The following is a 20,165-nucleotide window of genomic DNA, read 5'->3' as shown; positions in this document are numbered from 1 at the left end:
GGCGGCGGCGCAGCGCCGCAAATAAAGCGTCGCCCGCAACTCGCAGCAAAGCCGCGCCCGCCGCCTCCTGCAAAACGCCGCTGAAAGCGGCTCGCGCCTCTGCCTCCTTATTCTGCCGCACATACAGGCAAATTTCTAAAGCTAATGCCCTGCCGTCCATAAGGCTTACAGGTTAATATCGCCTTCGTAAACGTCGCCGCTGACCGGGTCCACCGTTACCAGCGCGCCGTCCGGCAGCAGACTGGTAGCCCTGGCCGCGCCTACGATAACGGGCAGTCCGCAGGTAATGCCCACGATAGCCGTCGAAGAGGTCAAGCCGCCCTCCTCGGCAATAATTGCCGCCGCCTTAGCGGAAGCGGCGGGAACATATTCGTCGTTCAATACGTCTACGACCAGTATATCGCCCTTTTGCAGCTTATCGCGAAAGTCGCCGGCGCTGCTGGCGATGCAGATGCGTCCGGTTACGGATTTGCGGCCGATACCGGTACCGTTAATAAGTTTATTGCCCACAGTAACCACCTTAATTAAATTGGTACTGCCTGGAGTGCCGATAGGTACGCCGGCAGTTATAACAACGGAAGCGCCATCGCCGATAGCGCCGTTATGCAGAGCGCATTGCAGCGACAGCTCGATCATTTCGTCAGTATTGGTCGAATAAGGCCCCAAAATAGGCTGAACGCCCCAATACAGCTGCATGGCGCGCACACTCTTTTCCAAGCGGGACACGGCCACCACTGTAGAGCAGGGCTTGTACTTGGCAATCATCCGCGCCGTGAAGCCCGATTCGGTAATTGTTAAAATAGCGTCCGCCCTGATTTCCTGCGCAATCTGCACCGTGGCATGGCTGATGGCGTCCGTGGAATGAATGCGCTCGCTGATGCCCTTCTTCCTGAACAGCGCCACATAATCCAGGGACTGCTCCGTGCGCATGGCAATTTTAGCCATGGTCTGCACAGCCTCCAAGGGATATTTGCCCGAAGCCGTTTCGCCGCTGAGCATGATAACGTCCGTGCCGTCGAAAATAGAATTGGCCACGTCGCTGGCCTCGGCGCGGGTAGCGCGGTAGCTGCTGATCATGCTTTCCAGCATTTGGGTAGCGGTGATAACTGGCTTGCCCGCCTTATTGCAGCGGCTGATAATATCCTTCTGCACCAAAGGCACGTCCTCCGTAGGAATTTCCACGCCCAAATCGCCGCGGGCCACCATAATGCCATCGGACACGTTGATGATTTCGTCGATATGCTCCACACCGGCTTCATTTTCGATTTTAGAAATGATGCCCATACGCACACCGGCTTCCTCCAGCACCTTGCGGATAGCAATAACGTCGTCCGCCTTCTGCACAAAGGAAGCTGCGATATAATCTATATCGTGCTGCGCGGCAAAAAGGATGTCGGCCCTGTCCTGCTCCGACAGGAAGGGCAGCTGCAGCTCCACGCCGGGGCAAGCCACACGCTTGCGGGAGCTCAGCTCGCCGCCGTTGACAACCACCGTATGAATCTTACAGCCGTCGATAGCCGTAACGCGCAGGGACAAAAGACCGTCGGCCAGCAAAATACGGCTGCCTGCTTCCAATTCCTGCGGCAGCCCCGCATAGTTTACATGAGCCATCTGCTGGTCGCCCAAATAGTCCTCCGTAGTCAGGGTGAACTCGTCGCCCTCCTGCAAAAATATCTTATCGTCGGCAAAAAGGCCTAAACGCATTTCCGGGCCCTTGGTATCGGCGATAGTAGCGACTACCTTACCGGCCTGAGCCGCCGCCTGGCGCACCAGCGCCAAACGCTTTGCATGATCCGTATGGCTGCCGTGAGAAAAGTTGAAGCGCGCCAAATCCATACCGGCCTCGATCATCTTCTGCAGCAGCTCTGCGTTATCCGTACTGGGGCCCACTGTACAAATGATTTTCGTTTTCTTCATCGCAACTGTTCCCCCTAGCATTGAAACTTATTTTCACACAAAACCTCGTAAGCGTCCTCCGCTTCGGAAACGGGCACGCAGATTTCATAAGCCTTGGTATGCTTGCCGCCTGCGCTCTTGACCCGCACCAAAAAGCCGTTGTCCGTCAGCAGCTTTTGCAGCCGCTGGGCCATAGCTTCGGTTTGAGCGATATACAAAACTTTCCACATGATTCGTACAACTCCATTGTGATTACTAGCTTCATTCTATATGCAAAGTAGCTAGAGGCAGGCTGAACAGGATTCAGTATGCCTCTAGCCGTAAAACTTATTTATTCCTTATAGGCCTTAATCTTGGCGATCAGCTTAGGCAGAATGACATTGACGTCGCCTACGATGCCGTAATGGGCTACGGTGAAAATAGGCGCGCTGGCGTCCTTGTTGATAGCCACAATGATATCCGATTCCTTCATGCCGGACAAATGCTGAATAGCGCCGCTGATGCCGCAGGCAAAGTAAATGCGCGGAGCGACGGTTTTGCCGGATTGGCCTACCTGCTGGGAATGCGTGAGCCAGCCCTCGTCCACAACTGCGCGGGAGCCCGCTACAGCGCCCTTTTCAAACAGGCCTGCCAGCTCTTCCAGCAGCGCGAATTTATCCTGACTGCCCATACCGCGACCGCCGGCCGCGATAACCTCGGCGTCCTCGATTTTAATGGTATTGCCGCCGGCCAGGGGAGCTTTGCTCAGCAGCTCAACCTTGGTTTCCGTGCCTGCTGCCGGGGTGAAGGCAATAACCTCGCCGGTGCGGCCTGCATCCGGAGCCAAGGCCTTGAATACCTTGGGACGAACGGTACCCATTTGCGGACGGTGCTCGTCGCAGACGATGGTAGCGTAAATATTGCCGCCCAAAGCCGGACGGGTCCAGGTAACCAGCTTATCCTCAGTCATATCCAGAGCGGTGCAGTCGGCGCACAGGCCGGTGTGCAGGCGGGCCGCTACGCGCGGAGCCAGGTCGCGGCCGTCACTGGTAGCGCCCAGTACCAGGGCAGAAGGCTTATATTCCTTAACCAGCTGGCAAATTGCGTCCGTATATAAATCAGTATTATAATCTGCATATTGAGCGCCCGCTACCACATAAACCTTTTCTGCGCCTGCGGCAATCAGCTTCTGCGGAATATCGCCCGCTTCGGCGGCGATCAGCACGGCGCAGCATTTTTCACCGGCCTTTGCAGCCAGCTCGCTGGTAGCGCCCAGCAGCTCGTAGGTAACGCCCACGGGCTCGCCGTTTTCCAGCTCGGCGATAACCCACAGGTCTGCTCCCTGATTATTTTCCACAGCCTGCTTTTCAGCGGCGGCAGCCTCCGGAGCGATGGCCTCTACCGGGCATTCTCCCACGCAAGCGCCGCAGGAAATACAGGCCTCGCCGTCGACCATAGCCTTACCGTCAACCATACTAATTGCGCCTACGGGGCAAACTGCCTCACAGGATTGGCAGCCAATACATTCTTCTCTATTTACTTTCATTGCCATTACATTCACCTCAGCGAGAAATAATTTTTGCTGCTACCAGCTTATCGAACAGCATATCCACGGCCTTATCGGCATCCTCTTCCGCAATAATTTCGCTATGGATTTCAGGCGGAACCGGCGTAAAGGATTTTTTAACCTTAGTCGGAGAACCAATCAGGCCCACAGTGGCCTCGTCGATGCCCAAATCAGCGACGGTCAGCGTCGGAATCTTAGCCTTGCGGGCTTTCATCTTGCCTTTAATGCTGGCAAAGCGCGGCTCCTTTTCCGCTTTGGTAACGGTAACCAAGAGCGGCGCGGGAGCGGCCATGATCATAGAGCTGCTTTCAGTTTCACGCTCGGCAACAAATTTGCCGTCCGCATATTGCAGGCTCAACGCGCCGGTAATCTGGGGAATGCCCAGATGCTCGGCAATTTCCGGGCCAACCTGAGCGGTATCGCCGTCCACAGCCTGCTTGCCGCATAAAATCAAATCAAATTCGCCCAAATGCTTAATAGCGGCGGCCAAAGCCAGGCTGGTAGCCAAAGTATCGGAACCGGCCAGAGCGCGGTCGCTGAGCAAAGCGGCCTCGTCGGCTCCCATAGCGATAGCCTCCTTCAAGACATCGGTAGCCTGGGGCAAGCCCATGGAAACGACGGTAACCTTAGCGCCCTCTTTATCCTTAAGGCACAGAGCGGCTTCCAATGCCTGACGGTCGAAGGGATTCATGATATTCTCCACGCCCTCGCGCAACAAGGTGCGCGTTTCCGGATTAAACTTGACTTTTTCCGTATCCGGCGTTTGTTTAACACATACTATAATATTCATTTGCAGCCTCCTTGCAATTCTTATAAGCATATTCTTGTATATATTTATTCTAACATTTTTGCTAATGGCCTTGCAAGCTTAATCTACATAAAGCATCCGCGACCAAGGATTTTTTCTATATCTGCTTTAAAGCCGTCCGTATCACTGCTCACCCAAAAATTAGGCGTCGTTTTAATCACTCTGCGCGACCCCATCAGCCGCAGGTAAACCACATCGCCGCCGGGATATTTTTTAAATACCTGCATCAGCTCCCGCTGTACCAAAGAGTTTTCCAAGTAACCGGGTATCCGCAGGCGTACCTCCTTAGGTCCGGCGTTGGATAGCTTGCGCACGGACATCGCGACAATTTTATTTTCCCGTTCGTCCACGCTGAAGCGCCCGTCGACAGAAACGATATTCTCCTGATAAATCTCCTTCAAGCATTGATGATAGGTCCTGGCAAAAACCAGCACTAAAAACCTGCCGGTAAAATCTTCCAGCGTCAGCAGCGCCATCGTTTCGCCTTTTTTAGTCGTCTTAATAGTGCAGGAGGAAATAATACCCGCCACGCGCACCGTCTGCCCGTCCGCAATATTGCAATCGCCCATAAACTGATGCAGGGGCATATAATGCTTCATAGCCTCTTTATATTCGCTCAAGGGATGGTCGGTAACGTAAAAGCCTATCAGCTCTTTTTCATTCTGTAAAATAGTCTGCTTGGGCATTTCCGGCACATCCGGCAGCTCAATATCCGCGGCAGCCAAATCGGCGTCGTCGTCAAACAGTCCCAGCTGCCCGCTGGCCTGGTCCTTCTGATACGCCATGCCCAAATCCACAACTCTGTCCAAAACGGCCACAAGCTGGGAACGCTTGGCGCCGAAGGAATCCATAGCCCCGCAGCAGATAAGGTTTTCAATAACGCGCTTATTGACGCTGCGCATATTGACGCGGCTGCAGAAATCCAACAGACTGGTAAAAGGCCCCTCCTTGTCCCGCGCCGCAATAATCTCGTCCACCGCCGAATCGCCCACGCTCTTGATGCCCGCCAGACCGAAGCGAATAGCCTTATTCCTGTCTACAGTAAAGTGCAGGCCGCTCTTATTAATATCCGGCGGCAAAATAGCGATATTGGCATTACGGCATACCGAAATATACCAGCTCAGTTTATCGCTGTCCAAAATTACGCTGTTCAAAAAGGCCGCCATAAACTGTGGCCGCCAGTGAGCCTTTAAATAAGCCGTCTGATACGCCACCAAAGCGTAAGCCACGGAGTGGGATTTATTAAAGCCATAACCGGCGAAATGCTGCAAAAACGCGAAAATCTTCTCGCTCAAAGCTTGGGGAATATTATGCTCCCGCTGCGCGCCCTCGATAAAGGCCTGACGCATGGAATCCAGCTCCTTGGCCTTTTTCTTGCCCATAGCGCGGCGCAGAATATCGGCCTGGCCCAAGGAAAAGCCTGCCAAAGCGGACGTTATCTGCATAACCTGCTCCTGGTACAGAATAACGCCGTAGGTATCCTCCAAAATGGGCTCCATCAAGGGATGCAGCACCTCGGCGGTACGCTGTCCGTGACGTCCGGCAATAAAATCCTCGGCCATGCCGGTGCCCAGGGGTCCGGGGCGGTACAAAGCCACCAGCGGGATTAAATCCTCAAAGCTTTCGGGGGCCAAATCCACTACCAGCTTGGTAATGCCCGCCGATTCCAGCTGGAACACGCAGGAGGTATCGCCCTGACGCAGCATGGCGCAGGTCGCCTCGTCCGCCAAGGGAATATTATCGATATCTATTTTTTCACCCGTCGTCTGCTCAATGAATTTAATGCAATCGCCAATGACCGTCAAGGTACGCAGGCCCAAAAAGTCCATCTTGAGCAGGCCCAGGTTTTCCACCTTGTCCTTGTCGTACTGGGTAATAACGCCCGTACCCTCGCTGCTCAGCTGCAGGGGTACGTAATTGCACAAATCGTGAGGCGCTATGATAACGCCCGCAGCATGAGTGCCGGCATTGCGCGGCAGGCCCTCCACGCTTTTAGCCAAGTCGATAATCTGCTTGACCTCCGGCCGCGTATCGTAAGCCGTCTTTAAATCGATGCTGGCAACCAGAGCCTTTTCCAGAGTTATGCCCAGCTCGCGCGGGATGAGCTTGGCCACCTCGTCGCAAATGCTGTAGGACATTCCCAGGGCCTTGCCCACATCGCGCACCGCCGCCCGCGCCTGCAAAGTACCGAAGGTAATAATCTGCGCCACCCGCTCCTGACCGTAGCGGCGCACCACATAATCCAGCACCTGATTGCGCTTCATATAGCAAAAATCCGTATCGATATCGGGCATGCTGACGCGCTCCGGATTCAAAAAGCGTTCAAAAAGCAGATTATAGCGCAGCGGCTCGATATTCGTAATCCGCAGCAGATAGGCTACGATACTTCCGGCAGCGCTGCCGCGCCCCGGCCCTACTAAAATATCGTGCTTGCGGCAATAGCTGATAAAATCCCACACGATAAGAAAATAGCAGGCATAGCCCATTTCGTTGATAATATCCAGCTCAAAATCCAGACGCTTCCGTACCTCGTCCGTTATCTCCGCATAGTGCGACGGCAAAGCCTGCTCGCATAAATGGCGCAGATAGCTGGCGGCGTCGTAGCCCTCCGGCACGGGGAATTCCGGCAGCAGCAAATGGGCGAAATCCATCTGCACATTGCAGCGGTCGGCAATAAGATTGGTGTTTTCCAATGCTTCAGGGCAATCGCTGAAGGCGTCCGCCATTTCCTCGTAGCTTTTCAGATAAAAGCTGTCGTTGGGAAAGCGCATTCTGTTAGGCTCGTCCACCGTGCTGGTAGTCTGAATGCACAGCAGAATATCCTGCGCCGCAGCGTCCTCCCGGCGCACATAATGCAGGTCGTTGGTCGCCACTACCTTGAGCCCGAATTCCTGCGCCAGCTGCTTCAAACCGGCGTTAGCCCGGCGCTCCTCCTCTAGGTCGTGGTTCTGCAGCTCCAAAAAATAATTATCCTTGCCAAAAATATCTATATATTCCTGCACGCAGCGGCGGGCGCCGTCCATATTGCCCTGGGCAATCAGCCGCGGCAGTTCGCCCGCAATACAAGCGCTCAGGCAGATAACGCCCTCGCTGTTGGCGCGCAGCACGTCCTTATCCACGCGGGGACGGTAATAAAAGCCCTCCAGCTGGCCGATGCTGACAATCTTCATCAGATTATGATAGCCCGTATCGTTTTCCGCCAGCAAAATCAAATGATACATATCGCGGTTATTCTTTTCCAAATGCGAGCCCGGCGCCAGATATACCTCGCAGCCGATAATGGGCTTGATGCCCTGCTTTCTGCATTCCTGATAAAATTCTACCGCGCCGTACATCACGCCATGGTCGGTAATCGCCAGGCTGTCCATGCCCAGCTCCTTGGCGTAGGCCACCAGGTCCGGGATTTTCGACGCGCCGTCCAGCAGGCTGTATTGCGTATGCACATGCAAATGAGTAAATCGTTTCGTCATTCTAGTTTCCTTTTATATATTACTTACTTTTTCTTTCCCCACCACAAGCCTATCGTCAAAAAAATAAGATTATAGAACAGCGCGGGGAACAGGCTGTTAATCTGCCAGGGGCTGATATACTTCCAAAAGACCGCCGCAAAAATGCCGGCCGCCATAGCCGCCACGCCCATGGACGCGCGTATTCTGCCCGGAAAGAAAATGCAGAAGGTCAGGGGCAGAAAGATGCCGCTGCCGCGCAAGGCCATGGACAGATAATTCCATTCCAGCACCGACGAATCCAAATGGAAGAAAACAAAGATTACGGCGCAAATAGCCGCCGTTAAAACGCTGAAGCGGCTGGCCCACAGCAAATTAGCGGACGTAGCGCCGCGCCACAGCTTGCTGATAATATCACGGGAAAGCATGGTGCCGATGCCCAGCGAAAGCCCGGCAATGGAGGACAGCGCCGACAGCAGCACCGCAGCCAGCCCCACGCCGCCCAGCCAATCGGGCAGATAGGTAGCCAGATACAGGGGCAGCGCGTCGATAGAGCTTATTTCCGGATGCTGCGCATGCATGAACATGCCGATAACAACGGAGGGCAGGCCCACGGGAATAATAACCACAGCCGCAGCCACACAGCCCGCTGCAGCAGTTTTGCTGTCCTTAGCGCTGAACAGAGCCTGCACATAGGTCTGCGTGGAAATAACGCCCACGACCATGGAAGCCAGGCTCACCAGTCCGTCCTCCATACCGCGTCCGAACAGGCTGAACCAGGGATGAGCAGGAAAGGCCGCCTGCAAGCCCTGCCAGCCGCCTAAATCCGTAAAGGATAAAAAACCGCCGACGAAGATAGTGCAGAAGATCAAACAGATTTTAATAAGCCCCGCCATACCGCTGCCGCTGATGCCGCCGAAAAAGACAAAGCCTGCGGTAATCAGCACGATAAGCACGCCTGCCGTCGTCAGATTGACGTTAAAAATACCGGCCACCAAATGCAGCGCCGTCAGCGTACTGGCTACAATACTGAAAAAAATACCGGCAGAAGACGACAGGGTAGCCAGCCACCCCGCACGCTTACCGTAATTCGTCACTAAAAATTCCGCCACCGTGGTCAGTCCGCTGCGGCGCAGAGGTCTGGCGTAAAAGGCCGCCATAACCAGAAGCGCAATGCCGCTGCCCATGGTGAACCACCAGGCCGTCAGGCCCAGCGTAAAGCCCAGCTGCGCCGTACCCACGGTAGCCGCGCCGCCTACGAGTGTGCCGATGATGCTGCCTGCGACGAGTCCAGCCCCGGCGCTGCGGCCGCCCACATCATAATCGTCCGCCGATTTTATTTTTCTGGCAGCAAGAATGCCGGGCAGCATAGTCAATACTATGGTCACAACCAGACTTACTAAATGCACTGCCGATAACTTCATCACTAATACACCTTCTTCATATAACTGTCAGCACTTTGCTGCCGGGGACTAGCACACAAAATACCATATTAAGTATACCACATTTCCGTCAAATTGAAAAACGTATCTGCTGGCAGGCACACTAAAGAAACGCCCCTGCGCCGCTGTATTGCGGTGCAAGGGCGTTGAGTTTTCGGGAACGCCAAGCTATTCCACTATTTGCCAACCATCGGCCTGTGCCAAAGCCTAAGCTTCTTCTTTGTACAAGCGGAAAGATTAAGAGGCCGCGCCAAAGTATATTAATTCTTACGCATAGTAAGCAGCGCTCGCTCTATTCCGAAAAGTGGTGCAAAGTCACCTTTTTTCGGAATAGCCCCGCCTTTTACTTTTGCCCGGCCATCTGCTCGTACAAATCACTGTTAATAGAAGTATTATACAGCCCGACTTTCTCTCCCTCATGCTTATTTATGCCGGTGTAGGTTAAACTGGAATCTTCATAGCGTTTAAATTTATAAACCGCGTCGTTCATCAAGCCTTCGTTAAACACGTTAAGCGATACCAAAAGCTCGAAGTCCTTTACTTCCAAGCCTGTAACTTTTTTGAACAGCCCCGGCTCCAGCTGCGTAATAACGTCTTGCAATCCAAACTCCCGATAGTCCGTGAGGTACATAAAAACGGGGACGCGGGTCGCAAATTTGATAAGCTTTTCCTGAATCATTTTGCGTTTGGATTTATATTCTTTTTCCTCCGCCGTCAGCTCCTTTTTCTTCGCAGGCGACAGCTCGCCCCCTTCGCGTTTGGCCTTCTTAACGCTTTCCGATTTCGCAATAATAGTTTCGATATCGCTATTCAAGCTGCGGAAGCCTTCGATGCTCATCAAAGCTTTCATCGCTTCTTCGTTAGCCAGCAAGCGGGACAAGGTTTCGTTGTCCACATTGACCAGCAAAGCGCTCTCCCATTTTTTGGCCAGCAGCGTGGCGCTCGTGCCCGCCATCGCGATATCCAGAACCTCGCTGGCGTTGATTTCTCTCAAGCCGCTGCCGTCGTAGGCCAGCACGGGCAAGAAGCGCATAAATTCTCCGACCTTCTTTTCTGGATTACTTTCGCCGACGTTCAAGCGGCAGCTGTATTCGGCAATTTGCTTCAAAGCTCTATCCAACGCGAAGTCGAAAACGTAGCATTCTTCTTTGACTATTTCCCTGCGCCCGTCCTCCAGCGTTATCTCCCACGGGCTTTGCACGCGGAAGGCCGCCTGAAAATAGGTTTCAGGACTGCTCAAATTGCGCAGCATAAAGATTCCCGTCCACGGTTTAATCGTCACGCCCGTGGTCAGCTTGCCGCAGGACAGCGTAATCGTTTTGCTTTGCAGCGGGTCGTCCATGGATTGGCGTACGGGTTCCAAAGCGGCAGCGCCAACGCCCGCCCCGATGCCTGCGCAAATATTTATTTTGTAGTCGTGATAAAATTTATTTTGCCGCTGCTTGAGCAAATTAGCCATCGCATAACAAGCCGCCACGTCCGGCAAAAACCACAGCGTATGCGACAAGACGTTCAACAGCCTTACATCTGCGTAAGGCATGGGCGGGCGCTTCGCCCCCTGCTTTAAATCGTCAACAGTCGTAGCGGCATACGCGCCGCGAATCAAGTCCAGCCATTTCTGCACATAATCGCCATAAAGAAAATGCGCGTCCTCGCCTTTGCCTTCCGCTTTGAAAAAGACGTTCAAATCAAACTCGTCAAATTCGCCCTGCTTGGCGATGCGCTGAATCTCGTCCGGCATTTTATAGGTGAGCATCACCATGCGCGGCAGCGCGGCGTAAGGATTATCCTCCCCCTGCCAGTTGGCCTTGGCCTGCTGTTCGTCGCCGTAAGTCCAGTTATAAATTTGTTCTTCAATAAATTCGCCGGAATTTAAAGCGCGGAACGGCGTGCCGCTAAGGTATAAATAATACGAGGTCGTTATCGGCAGCCAGGTTTCGTCATAATTATTGCCGCTGTTATTATTACTGCCGCTCTCATAAATGTCCTCGTCCTGCTCGAACAGCTTGCTGGCCCTGTCGCGCCATGCGCCGAAATGGTATTCGTCAAAAATCACCAAATCCCAATTAGTCGTATGCACCCATTCGTTTTTGGATTTGATGCCGCCCGTCGCCCTGTCGATGCCCAAATAATCCTGAAAGGAGCCGAAGCAAACTATGGGCCGCGTTTTATCCGCCGCATGGTACTGCTCGTCCGTGCTGACGCCGCCAACTCCCTGATTATAAATGAACTGCCAGCCCTCAAAATCCACATGGGTCAGCAAATCCTCCTTCCACGCCGTCTGCACCGCCGGCTTAAAGGTCAGGATTAAAATTCTTGTAAAGCCCATGCGCTTCGCTAACCGGTAAGCGGCGAAGGTTTTGCCAAAGCGCATCTTGGCGTTCCACAAAAATTTGGGGGTTCTAATGCTATCCGCTTTCGCCGAAGCGTAATAAGCAATGGTTTTTGCCACCGCCGCCTGCTGTTCGGGGCGCATAGCGAAGGACTGCGTGCGGTTTTCCAAATTGTCGACGCGGTCGCGCACGGCGATGTACGCCGCCCGCACGTCCTCCAAACTGCATTTGTACCATTCGTTCCTGTCTTCGCCCGCGCGTAATTGCCTGAAGCCGCGCGACTTTAGCTGCTGGTGGATATCGTGGTCGCTGAAGGAAGTGCCGTCGCTGCGCACGGCGCTCGCCTGCCACAAAAGCTCGTAGCGCACGCCGCTGGTGTGCAGCTGCTCGCGAATGCGCGCGTTGACGTCGCGGCTCGTCTGCCCGATTTTAATGTAACCGTCATGCGAAGCGACGCCCGGCAAACGGTAAGCGTAAATTTGCGGCCTGGCGTCAGACCGCTGCGGGAAAAATTCTTGCTTACTCATCGCGCTCACCGTCCGTATTCATCGGCTTAATCATCGACTCGATAAAATCGATTTCTTCCTGCGTTAAATTATATTTGGCGTACAGCTCAGCGTCAGTCCACGGCTTGGAAAAATCTTGCATGGGGACGAATTGAAATTTATCTTTTGATATATTGATTGATGTTATTGATTGCAACAGTAAAAATCTAACAAGTTTAGTTTTCAAATACTGGTATATATTTTTTACTCTTTCCAAAGAATCTTCACAGCCAATGACAAAATACGAAAATGTACATACTTCATCTGGCTCCATAATTTTTATTTTTGAAAGAATTTTAAACTGACCATTTTTATCTGGTTCTCCAGCATGTTCACCTGTTACTTTACTAACAGCCAACTTCCATTTTCCTATATAATGATTTCCTTTAGAGATTTCTTTTTTATCAATATATCCTATGCCTCTGGAAGAAAACAATTTCAGACAATTTTCAAAAGGCTGTTCTTTACCTCTAATAGATGAACCTATTCCAAAAGGACTAAGACTACTTATAATACTCTCCATACTCTTTTCTTTAAAAGATTTTATCTTGTGAAGAATACTTACAGCGTTATTGTATCTAACAAATACAGAGAACTCACTTAAATTTCTCAACAACGTATTATGTTCATTATTTCTGATATTTGTAAATTGGCACAATCCGTGGTGCGTTTTATCCCATAAGAAATAACACACCCCACCGCCTATGCTTATCCCAGGAAAACAATCCTTTGCATTGGTATAATCAATAATACATTTTAATCTTTGATCATTAAGCATAGCTCTTCTAAAATCATCTAACCCCATTCCTCCGGCAAACCACCTAGATGGAATTATCATGCAAACAAATCGAGGATTTAATTGAATAGCTTTTTGGACAAATTTATTATATAAAGGAATTGCTTGTGCAGATCCTCCATGAGTATTTAATTGATACGGAGGATTGCTGATAATCACATCGAATTTCATGTTCCAAATATCCTCCGTATTCATGGTATGAATAAATTCATAAGCGTGAGTTTCCAAACCGTCACGCCCGCCATACTGGTCTTTCGATGCGCCACAGAAAAGGCATCTGCCGTTACGCCACGTATGTTCGACGCGGCGAAAGCGAATGTTGCCTTGCGCATCCGCAAATTGAGATACGGAATATTTAGAGTTAGGATATTTGGAACAATATAGACTTCTGCGGCTCAAAAGCGCGGTCAGCTCGGTAATCGCAATACCGTAAAGCTGCTCGTGAAAAATATTGTCCAGCCGCGTTTGCAAATCGGGAATTTTAGTTTCCAGCCCCTTTATCAAACGCTTGGCAATTTCGCGCAGGAAAACGCCGCTCTTGCACGCCGGGTCTAAAAATTTTGTATTGGGGTCGCTGAAAAGTTCCTGCGGCAGCATATCCAGCATTTGGTTGGCGACATTCGGCGGCGTAAACACCTCGTCGTTGGATAAATTTGCCAAACAGCTCAAAACGTCGGGGTTGTAAGTCGTTTCGTACAAGCTATCAGCCATTGTCCTGCACCCTCCAATACTTGCTGCTGAATTCCGAGCCGGGAATGGGCAGGGGAATGGTCGCGCCTGTTTTTTGGTCCACTCCCCAATTTTCGTAATCGCTCGCGCCGCCGCCAAATAAAGATTGCTGACAATAGTAATTTTCAGCGTCGGCGTTTTCTTCCAGCAGCACATCGAAGCGGTACAACCTCTGCTGCACCAAATCGTTGATAAAGCTCCATTCGGTAAACGCAATCGCTTCGTCGGTATCGCCGCCGTTTTCGTCGACGCATTTTAAACTTAAAGCATTGCCGCACAAAATATTTTTGCGCACAATATAGCGCGCCGCGTCGCGGCATTCTTCGCGCGCGTCTTTTTTGGCGTTGGCTGTGTAAGCCGCGTCCCAAAGAGCGAAAAGCCTGTCGCGGCATTCCGCCACATTGTCCGCCAGCAGCTCCACGCCGTAAATACTGGCAAGCGCCTGCAAAGAGTACCGCTCATACTCCGCGGGCTTCTTGCCGTAGCGGCGCTCCACAACAGCCAGCTTGCGCTGCAAAATCTCCGCCAAAAAATTTCCGTTGCCGCAAGCAGGCTCCAAAAAGCGGCTGTCTATTCTCTCCGTTTCCGCTTTTACCAAGTCGCACATAGCTTTCACGATTTTTTCATTTGTAAAAACCTCGCCGTGCTTGGCGACTCGTTCTTTAGATTTTATTTGCTTTGTTAAAGGCATAACGCTGCCCTCCGTTGAAGTAAAGGTCAAAAAGTACACCTCTTGACCTGCGCCAAAAAATTCCCACCATATTAACTTATGCTTTAAAAATCAGCTTTAACTCTGCAAATAAAATGTGCTATAATGTTAAGTGATCACTAGTTCAAAACGTGTACTATTTGCACTACTTTTCCGCAATGTTTTTCGCACAACGGTAAAACGACGATACCGACATACCGCACAGCTTAGCCGCTTCCACTCTGGTAATTTTTCTTTCGCGCCACGCGCTGCAAACCTCCGCAAAGCAATCAGGCAGTTCGCGCCTGGGCCGGCCAAAGCGCACGCCCTTGCTCTTGGCCGCGGCGATGCCCTGCGCCTGACGGCTGCGGATGTTTTCGCGTTCCGTCTGCGCTACGAAGGATAAAATCTGTAAAACCAAATCAGCGATAAACGTGCCTAATAAATCCTTGCCGTTCTTCGTATTCAACAACGGCATCTCGATAACGGCAATGTCCGCGCCCTTCTCCTTAGTAATAACGCGCCACTGCTCCTGGATTTCCGCATAGTCGCGCCCCAGCCGGTCGATGCTTTGAATGTAAAGCAAATCGCCCGCTTGTAATTTTGCGAGCAGCTTTTTGTATTGTGCCCGTTCGAAGTCCTTTCCGCTCGCCTTATCGACGAAAATATTCTGCGGCGGCACGCCGACTCCGCCAAGGGCAATGAGCTGCCGCCTTTCGTTTTGTTCCGCGCTGGATACGCGCGCATAACCGTAAGTAATCTCCAAATCGTTCTTCCTTTCCAATGTATAGTGGCGCTGCTGCAAAAATTCCCGGTTATATTTTTGCAAAAAGCCCCCTATTATACCAATGACAAAAAAGAAGCGATTTCTTACCCATAGGGTTGTGATTTTTTTGTGAAAGATGAAAAAGCAAAGAAAGCGAAGCTCTTTGTTTTACTCCATCGCTATTGAGTCAATCACAATGGAGTAAAATCTTGTAAAGCGTAGTAGAAAATGTTATAATTAACTCCATCAAGATTGAGTCAGAGGTGATGGAGTTGAATATTTTTTACGGAAGAGAACCGCAGCGCAAATTATTGCATAGGTTATTCAATAAAGACAGCCAACAGATTATCTTAGTCTGGGGACGCCGCCGCGTCGGAAAAAGTGAATTGATAAAGCAAAGCCTTAAAGAAGCCCCAACGACAAGCATATATTACGAATGCAAACAAACTACGGAAGAAAATAATCTAGAAAGCATAAGCCAACTGTTAGCGGAAACTTTCAATTACCCTAAACCGGCGTTTCCCAATTTGGAATCGCTCCTGGATTACCTGTTCAAAAAATCTATCAAAGAATCTCTTATCTTCGTACTGGACGAATACCCTTATTTACGCGAAACGGTAAAAGGCCTGGATAGTATTTTGCAATCGTTGATAGACAAATATAATAACGCCGCTTCCTTAAAGCTTATTTTATGCGGCTCCTATGTCGACATAATGAAATCTCTGTTGACGAGCGCTAATCCCCTGTATGGCCGTATCAATCAAACGATAGACCTTAAGCCAATGGATTACTATGAAGCCGCTTTATTTTACCAAACATTTTCCGACGAAGATAAGGTGCGCCTATATAGCGTTTTCGGCGGCATTCCTTACTATAATAAGCAGATAGACGCCAAGCTTTCCGTACAAGAAAATATACGCGAACTAATCGCTTCACCCAACGCTCCCCTGCAAAACGAAGTCCCCATGTACTTGAAATCGGAAATAGCAAAAATAAATAACGCTAATGAAATTTTTGAAGCCCTGGCCAAAGGGTATTCGCGGTTCAGCGACATCTTGGCGCAGTCCCACGTCAGCAGCAGTCCCGCGCTCGCCTCAGTTTTAGAAAAGCTAATCCGTATGGAAATCATAAAAAAAGAAGCGCCCATTAACGACGAAAATAATAAACGCAAAACAGGTTATTATATCGTCGATAATTTGTCGCTTTTTTACTATCGTTATGTTTTTCGTTATTCTTCGCAATTACAAATGCTAGAACCCAATGTTTTTTTTGCGCGTTATATCAAAGAAGATTTTGAAACGCAATACCTGCCTCTCGCGTTTGAAGAAATATGTAAGCAATATTTAATCCGGCAAAACAAAAACGGCTTAATGGCTACGCCGTTTGACAAAATCGGCAAATACTATTATGACGACCCCAAGAACAAAACCAACGGCGAATTTGATATAGTAACGCAAGACCCTGACGGTTATATCTTTTATGAAGTAAAATTCCGTAAGGAGCCTCTAAGCGAAGCGGCGATACTCAAAGAAATCCAGCAAGTACAAGCGACGGGATTAAACTGTTATAAATACGGCTTCATCACCAAAGCAGGATTTCAAATCCCGCCACGCGAAAATTTAATTTTGATAAGCCTGCCGCAGCTGTATAAGTAACAAAGATATTTGCAATTTCACGCCAAAGCCGTACCATCCTTTACAAATAAATACTTGCCGGCATTCTTGCGGAAATCGCTAAATTTGAGTATAATAAGACACAGTAGTGTATATCAAATTTTCAATTAGTGTATGCTTTTTTGGAGGATGAATATGAGTCGTTTAAAAATTGAAACACCTGACCAAGCCCAATTAACGGTCGAACGCTTATATAAAGACCTTGAGCGACACATCATCGCCAGCCCTCCGGGACTGTGCCCTGTAGATCTGCAGCTTTCCTTTTTAAAAGTCTGCCACGCTCAAACCTGCGGTAAATGCGTTCCCTGCCGCGTGGGCCTTGCGCAGCTGCAAAACCTGATGGAAGACGTTCTGGACGGCAAAGCAACCATGCAAACCCTTGACCTTATCCAAAGCACCGCCGAAAACGTAGCGAACAGCGCCGACTGCGCCATTGGCTACGAAGCGGCCAAAATGGTGCTGGCAGGCCTGGAGGGCTTCCGCGAAGATTATATTAACCATGTTAAAAAGGGTAAATGCTCCGTGCATGTGCACCATTCCATTCCCTGCGTGGCTCTGTGCCCGGCGCAGGTGGATATCCCCGGCTATATTGCGCTTGTGGGCGCAGGTCGTTATGCCGACGCCGTCAAGCTAATCCGCAAGGATAACCCCTTCCCCACCGCCTGCGGCCTTATCTGCGAGCATCCCTGCGAAGCCCGCTGCCGCCGCAATATGATTGACGCCGCTATTAATATCCGCGGCTTAAAGCGTATGGCCGTGGATAACGCGCCCAGCAACACCGTACCCGTTCCGGACAAGCAGCCGGCTACCAATAAACGCATCGCCATCATCGGCGGCGGCCCCAGCGGCCTTGCGGCAGCCTATTATCTGGAACTCATGGGCCATCACGCCGTCGTTTTTGAAGAAAAGAGCAAGCTGGGCGGTATGCTGCGGTACGGCATTCCCGCCTACCGCTTCCCCCGCGAACGCCTGCAGGAGGATTTGGACGCCATCCTGTCCACCGGCGTAGAGGTACGCCTCAACTGCAAAGTAGGCAACGGCGAGGGCGAAATTCCCTTTGAAAAGCTGCGTCAGGAATTTGACGCCGTTTATATCGCTATCGGCGCGCACACCGATAAAAAAATCGGCATCGACGGCGAAAATTCCCACGGCGTCATCAGCGCCGTAGAAATGCTGCGTTCCATCGGCGAAGATAAAATGCCCGATTTCGCAGGCAAAACCGTCGTCGTTATCGGCGGCGGCAACGTAGCCATGGACTGCACCCGCAGCGCCGTGCGCCTGGGAGCAAAAAAAGTCATTATCGCTTACCGCCGCCGTCAGGACGATATGACGGCGCTGCCGGAAGAAATTGAAGGCGCCGTAGCCGAGGGCGCAGAGCTGTACGGCTTAAAAGCGCCCCACCACATCGAAGCCGACGCCGACGGCAACGTGGCCGCCCTGTGGGTAGAACCGCAGATTATCGGCCCCATCGACGCCTGGGGACGCGCCCGTCCCATCCACGCCGACGTAGAGCTGCAGCGCATTCCCTGCGACATTATCGTCGTAGCCATCGGCCAGGGCATCGAGCTGCGCCCCTTTGAAGAAGCGGGCATTAAAATCAAGCGCGGCACTATTTCCGCGCTGTCCAGCAGCGAGCTGGCCAATACCGAAGGCGTTTTCGCCGGCGGCGACTGTGTAACCGGCCCCGCCACCGTTATCCGCGCCATTGCCGCAGGCAAGGTGGCCGCAGCCAATATCGACGAATATTTAGGCTACGAGCATACCATCACCTGCGACGTGGATATTCCCGACCCGGCCATCGACGATAAGCGTCCCTGCGGCCGTATCCAACTGACCAATCACGAAGCGGGCCAGCGCAAGGGCAATTTCGAGCCCATCGAATGCGGCATGACCGTACAGGAGGCCTGCCAGGAGGCAGGGCGCTGCCTGCGCTGCGATAAATTTGGCTTCAGCACCCTGAAAGGAGGCAGAACCTTAAAATGGTAAACCTAAAGATTGACGGCTTCGACGTATCCGTTCCCGAAGGCACAACAATTATGCAGGCCGCTGCCGCCGCAGGCATCGACATTCCCCGTCTGTGCTATTTAAAGGGCGTCAACGAAATCAGCGCCTGCAAGGTCTGCGTAGTTGAAATCCAGGGACAGAACCGCGTAGTTACCTCCTGCACCACACCGGTACAGGAAGGCCTGGTAGTATATACCAATTCCCCCAAGGCGCGCAGCGTGCGCCGCACCAACGTAGAGCTTATTTTGTCCCAGCACGACTGCCTGTGCGCCACCTGCGTGCGCAGCGGCAACTGCAGCCTGCAAAAGCTTTCCAACGATTTGGGCATTTACGATATTCCCTTTGAGCGCGATGTGGTGGATACGCCCTGGAACCAGGACTTCCCCCTGATCCGCGACTCCAAGAAATGTATAAAATGTATGCGCTGCGTCCAAATCTGCGATAAAATTCAGGACCTGCACATTTGGGACGTCCAGAACACCGGCGCACGCACCACCGTGGACGTAGCCGGTAATATCTCCATCGAAGCCTCCAACTGCAGCCTGTGCGGCCAGTGCATCACCCACTGCCCCGTAGGCGCGCTGAAGGAGCGCAACGACGTGCCCAAAATTTACGAAGTATTGGCCGACCCCGCCAAGGTAACGTTGGTGCAGGTGGCTCCCGCCGTGCGCACCGCCTGGGCCGAAGCCTTTAACCTGCCGGAAGAACTGGCGACCGAAGGCCGCATGGTAGCAGCCCTCAAGCGCGTAGGCTTCGATTATGTTTTCGACACCACCTTCGGCGCTGACGTGACCATTATGGAGGAAGCCAGCGAGCTGCTGGAGCGTCTGCGGCACCACGATGCCCACAAATGGCCCATGTTTACCTCCTGCTGCCCCGGCTGGGTAAGCTATGTGACGAAAAAATATCCCTCCTTCGTCGCTAACCTTTCCACCACCAAATCGCCGCAGCAAATCTTCGGCGCTATCGCCAAATCCTTCTTCGCTGAAAGGAAGGGTCTCAAGCCCAAGGAAATCTGCTCCATTTCCATCATGCCCTGCGTTTCCAAAAAGCGCGAGGCAGCGCTGCTGTCCATGCGCAGCAGCGGCGCTCACGACGTAGATATCGTGCTCACCACCCGCGAGCTGATTCGCCTGCTGCGGGCCGAGCATATCAACCCCGCCACCCTGCCGGAGGAACCCTTCGATAATCCGCTGGGACAAAGCACCGGCGCAGGCATACTCTTCGGCGCAACCGGCGGCGTTATGGAAGCGGCGCTGCGCACAGCCTATCACGCCGTTACCGGTCAGGAAGCTCCCTTCGACGCCTTCGTCAGCGTGCGCGGCGAGGAAGGCCGCAAAGTCAGCGAATTTACCATCGGCGGCGTTACCCTGCGCACCTGCACCGTCAGCGGCTTGGGCAACGCCGGACGCCTGCTGGACGACCTGAAAGCGGGCAAGGTGCATTACGACTTTGTCGAGGTTATGGCCTGCCCCGGCGGCTGCGTCGGCGGC

At 52.0% G+C, this 20,165-nt stretch carries 13 protein-coding genes; 3 read left to right on the top strand and 10 right to left on the bottom strand.

The genetic code is table 11. The annotated features are described in order from the left end of the window. Nucleotides 1-165: 165 nt before the first annotated feature. From pyk to QZ105_RS06960, 10 genes are all read right to left on the bottom strand, one after another. Complete coding sequence (pyk, locus tag QZ105_RS07005; RefSeq protein ID WP_293729136.1) at nucleotides 166-1,917, bottom strand: pyruvate kinase; 1,752 nt, start codon at nucleotides 1,915-1,917, stop codon at nucleotides 166-168. 14 nt (nucleotides 1,918-1,931) lie between these two features. Continuing rightward, entirely contained in the window at nucleotides 1,932-2,126 is a 195-nt protein-coding gene (locus QZ105_RS07000) for a hypothetical protein (protein ID WP_293729135.1), read from the bottom strand. A 101-nt stretch (nucleotides 2,127-2,227) separates the two neighbouring features. Next, nucleotides 2,228-3,427 carry an electron transfer flavoprotein subunit alpha gene (locus tag QZ105_RS06995; protein WP_293729134.1) on the bottom strand — a complete coding sequence of 400 codons (1,200 nt, stop codon included), beginning with the start codon at nucleotides 3,425-3,427 and terminating at the stop codon, nucleotides 2,228-2,230. A 10-nt stretch (nucleotides 3,428-3,437) separates the two neighbouring features. Next, nucleotides 3,438-4,232, bottom strand: coding sequence for an electron transfer flavoprotein subunit beta/FixA family protein (locus QZ105_RS06990; protein ID WP_293729133.1), 795 nt, complete (start codon nucleotides 4,230-4,232; stop codon nucleotides 3,438-3,440). 83 nt (nucleotides 4,233-4,315) lie between these two features. Further along, nucleotides 4,316-7,720 (bottom strand): DNA polymerase III subunit alpha, encoded by a 3,405-nt coding sequence (locus tag QZ105_RS06985; RefSeq protein WP_293729132.1) that lies wholly within the window; start codon nucleotides 7,718-7,720, stop codon nucleotides 4,316-4,318. 23 nt (nucleotides 7,721-7,743) lie between these two features. Beyond that, complete coding sequence (locus QZ105_RS06980; protein WP_293729137.1) at nucleotides 7,744-9,120, bottom strand: sodium:solute symporter; 1,377 nt, start codon at nucleotides 9,118-9,120, stop codon at nucleotides 7,744-7,746. Between the two features lie 361 nt (nucleotides 9,121-9,481). Continuing rightward, nucleotides 9,482-11,998 carry a GIY-YIG nuclease family protein gene (locus tag QZ105_RS06975; protein WP_293729131.1) on the bottom strand — a complete coding sequence of 839 codons (2,517 nt, stop codon included), beginning with the start codon at nucleotides 11,996-11,998 and terminating at the stop codon, nucleotides 9,482-9,484. Beyond that, nucleotides 11,991-13,523, bottom strand: a complete 1,533-nt coding sequence (locus tag QZ105_RS06970) for an Eco57I restriction-modification methylase domain-containing protein (RefSeq protein ID WP_293729130.1) — start codon at nucleotides 13,521-13,523, stop codon at nucleotides 11,991-11,993. Before QZ105_RS06970 ends, QZ105_RS06975 begins: the two co-directional genes overlap by 8 nt. Continuing rightward, nucleotides 13,516-14,232, bottom strand: a complete 717-nt coding sequence (locus QZ105_RS06965; protein WP_293729129.1) for a DNA methyltransferase — start codon at nucleotides 14,230-14,232, stop codon at nucleotides 13,516-13,518. Before QZ105_RS06965 ends, QZ105_RS06970 begins: the two co-directional genes overlap by 8 nt. 163 nt (nucleotides 14,233-14,395) lie before the next feature. Beyond that, nucleotides 14,396-14,995 (bottom strand): recombinase family protein, encoded by a 600-nt coding sequence (locus tag QZ105_RS06960; protein ID WP_297863552.1) that lies wholly within the window; start codon nucleotides 14,993-14,995, stop codon nucleotides 14,396-14,398. Between the two features lie 266 nt (nucleotides 14,996-15,261). Between QZ105_RS06960 and QZ105_RS06955 the strand changes: the two genes are divergently transcribed. From QZ105_RS06955 to QZ105_RS06945, 3 genes are all read left to right on the top strand, one after another. Beyond that, on the top strand, nucleotides 15,262-16,650 hold the full coding sequence (locus QZ105_RS06955; RefSeq protein WP_293729127.1) for an ATP-binding protein: 1,389 nt from the start codon (nucleotides 15,262-15,264) through the stop codon (nucleotides 16,648-16,650). A gap of 153 nt (nucleotides 16,651-16,803) precedes the next feature. Then, nucleotides 16,804-18,654 (top strand): NAD(P)-binding protein, encoded by a 1,851-nt coding sequence (locus QZ105_RS06950; protein ID WP_293729126.1) that lies wholly within the window; start codon nucleotides 16,804-16,806, stop codon nucleotides 18,652-18,654. Continuing rightward, nucleotides 18,648-20,165, top strand: a 1,518-nt coding sequence (locus QZ105_RS06945) for a [FeFe] hydrogenase, group A (protein ID WP_293729125.1), incomplete at its 3' end; no start/stop codon positions are given. The genes QZ105_RS06950 and QZ105_RS06945, both read left to right, overlap by 7 nt.

The sequence above is a fragment of the uncultured Phascolarctobacterium sp. genome, from assembly GCF_905212365.1.
In the GTDB taxonomy this organism is placed as follows: Bacteria; Bacillota; Negativicutes; order Acidaminococcales; family Acidaminococcaceae; genus Phascolarctobacterium_A.
Note: the sequence above shows the minus strand (reverse complement) of the source record. Positions and strands in the feature narration are given on the sequence as shown.

Coding starts and splice junctions, on each gene's coding strand:
- pyk (WP_293729136.1), bottom strand. CDS start 1,917: ATGAAGAAAACGAAAATCATTTGTACAGTGGGCCCCAGTACGGATAAC.
- QZ105_RS07000 (WP_293729135.1), bottom strand. CDS start 2,126: ATGTGGAAAGTTTTGTATATCGCTCAAACCGAAGCTATGGCCCAGCGG.
- QZ105_RS06995 (WP_293729134.1), bottom strand. CDS start 3,427: ATGGCAATGAAAGTAAATAGAGAAGAATGTATTGGCTGCCAATCCTGT.
- QZ105_RS06990 (WP_293729133.1), bottom strand. CDS start 4,232: ATGAATATTATAGTATGTGTTAAACAAACGCCGGATACGGAAAAAGTC.
- QZ105_RS06985 (WP_293729132.1), bottom strand. CDS start 7,720: ATGACGAAACGATTTACTCATTTGCATGTGCATACGCAATACAGCCTG.
- QZ105_RS06980 (WP_293729137.1), bottom strand. CDS start 9,120: ATGAAGTTATCGGCAGTGCATTTAGTAAGTCTGGTTGTGACCATAGTA.
- QZ105_RS06975 (WP_293729131.1), bottom strand. CDS start 11,998: ATGAGTAAGCAAGAATTTTTCCCGCAGCGGTCTGACGCCAGGCCGCAA.
- QZ105_RS06970 (WP_293729130.1), bottom strand. CDS start 13,523: ATGGCTGATAGCTTGTACGAAACGACTTACAACCCCGACGTTTTGAGC.
- QZ105_RS06965 (WP_293729129.1), bottom strand. CDS start 14,232: ATGCCTTTAACAAAGCAAATAAAATCTAAAGAACGAGTCGCCAAGCAC.
- QZ105_RS06955 (WP_293729127.1), top strand. CDS start 15,262: ATGGAGTTGAATATTTTTTACGGAAGAGAACCGCAGCGCAAATTATTG.
- QZ105_RS06950 (WP_293729126.1), top strand. CDS start 16,804: ATGAGTCGTTTAAAAATTGAAACACCTGACCAAGCCCAATTAACGGTC.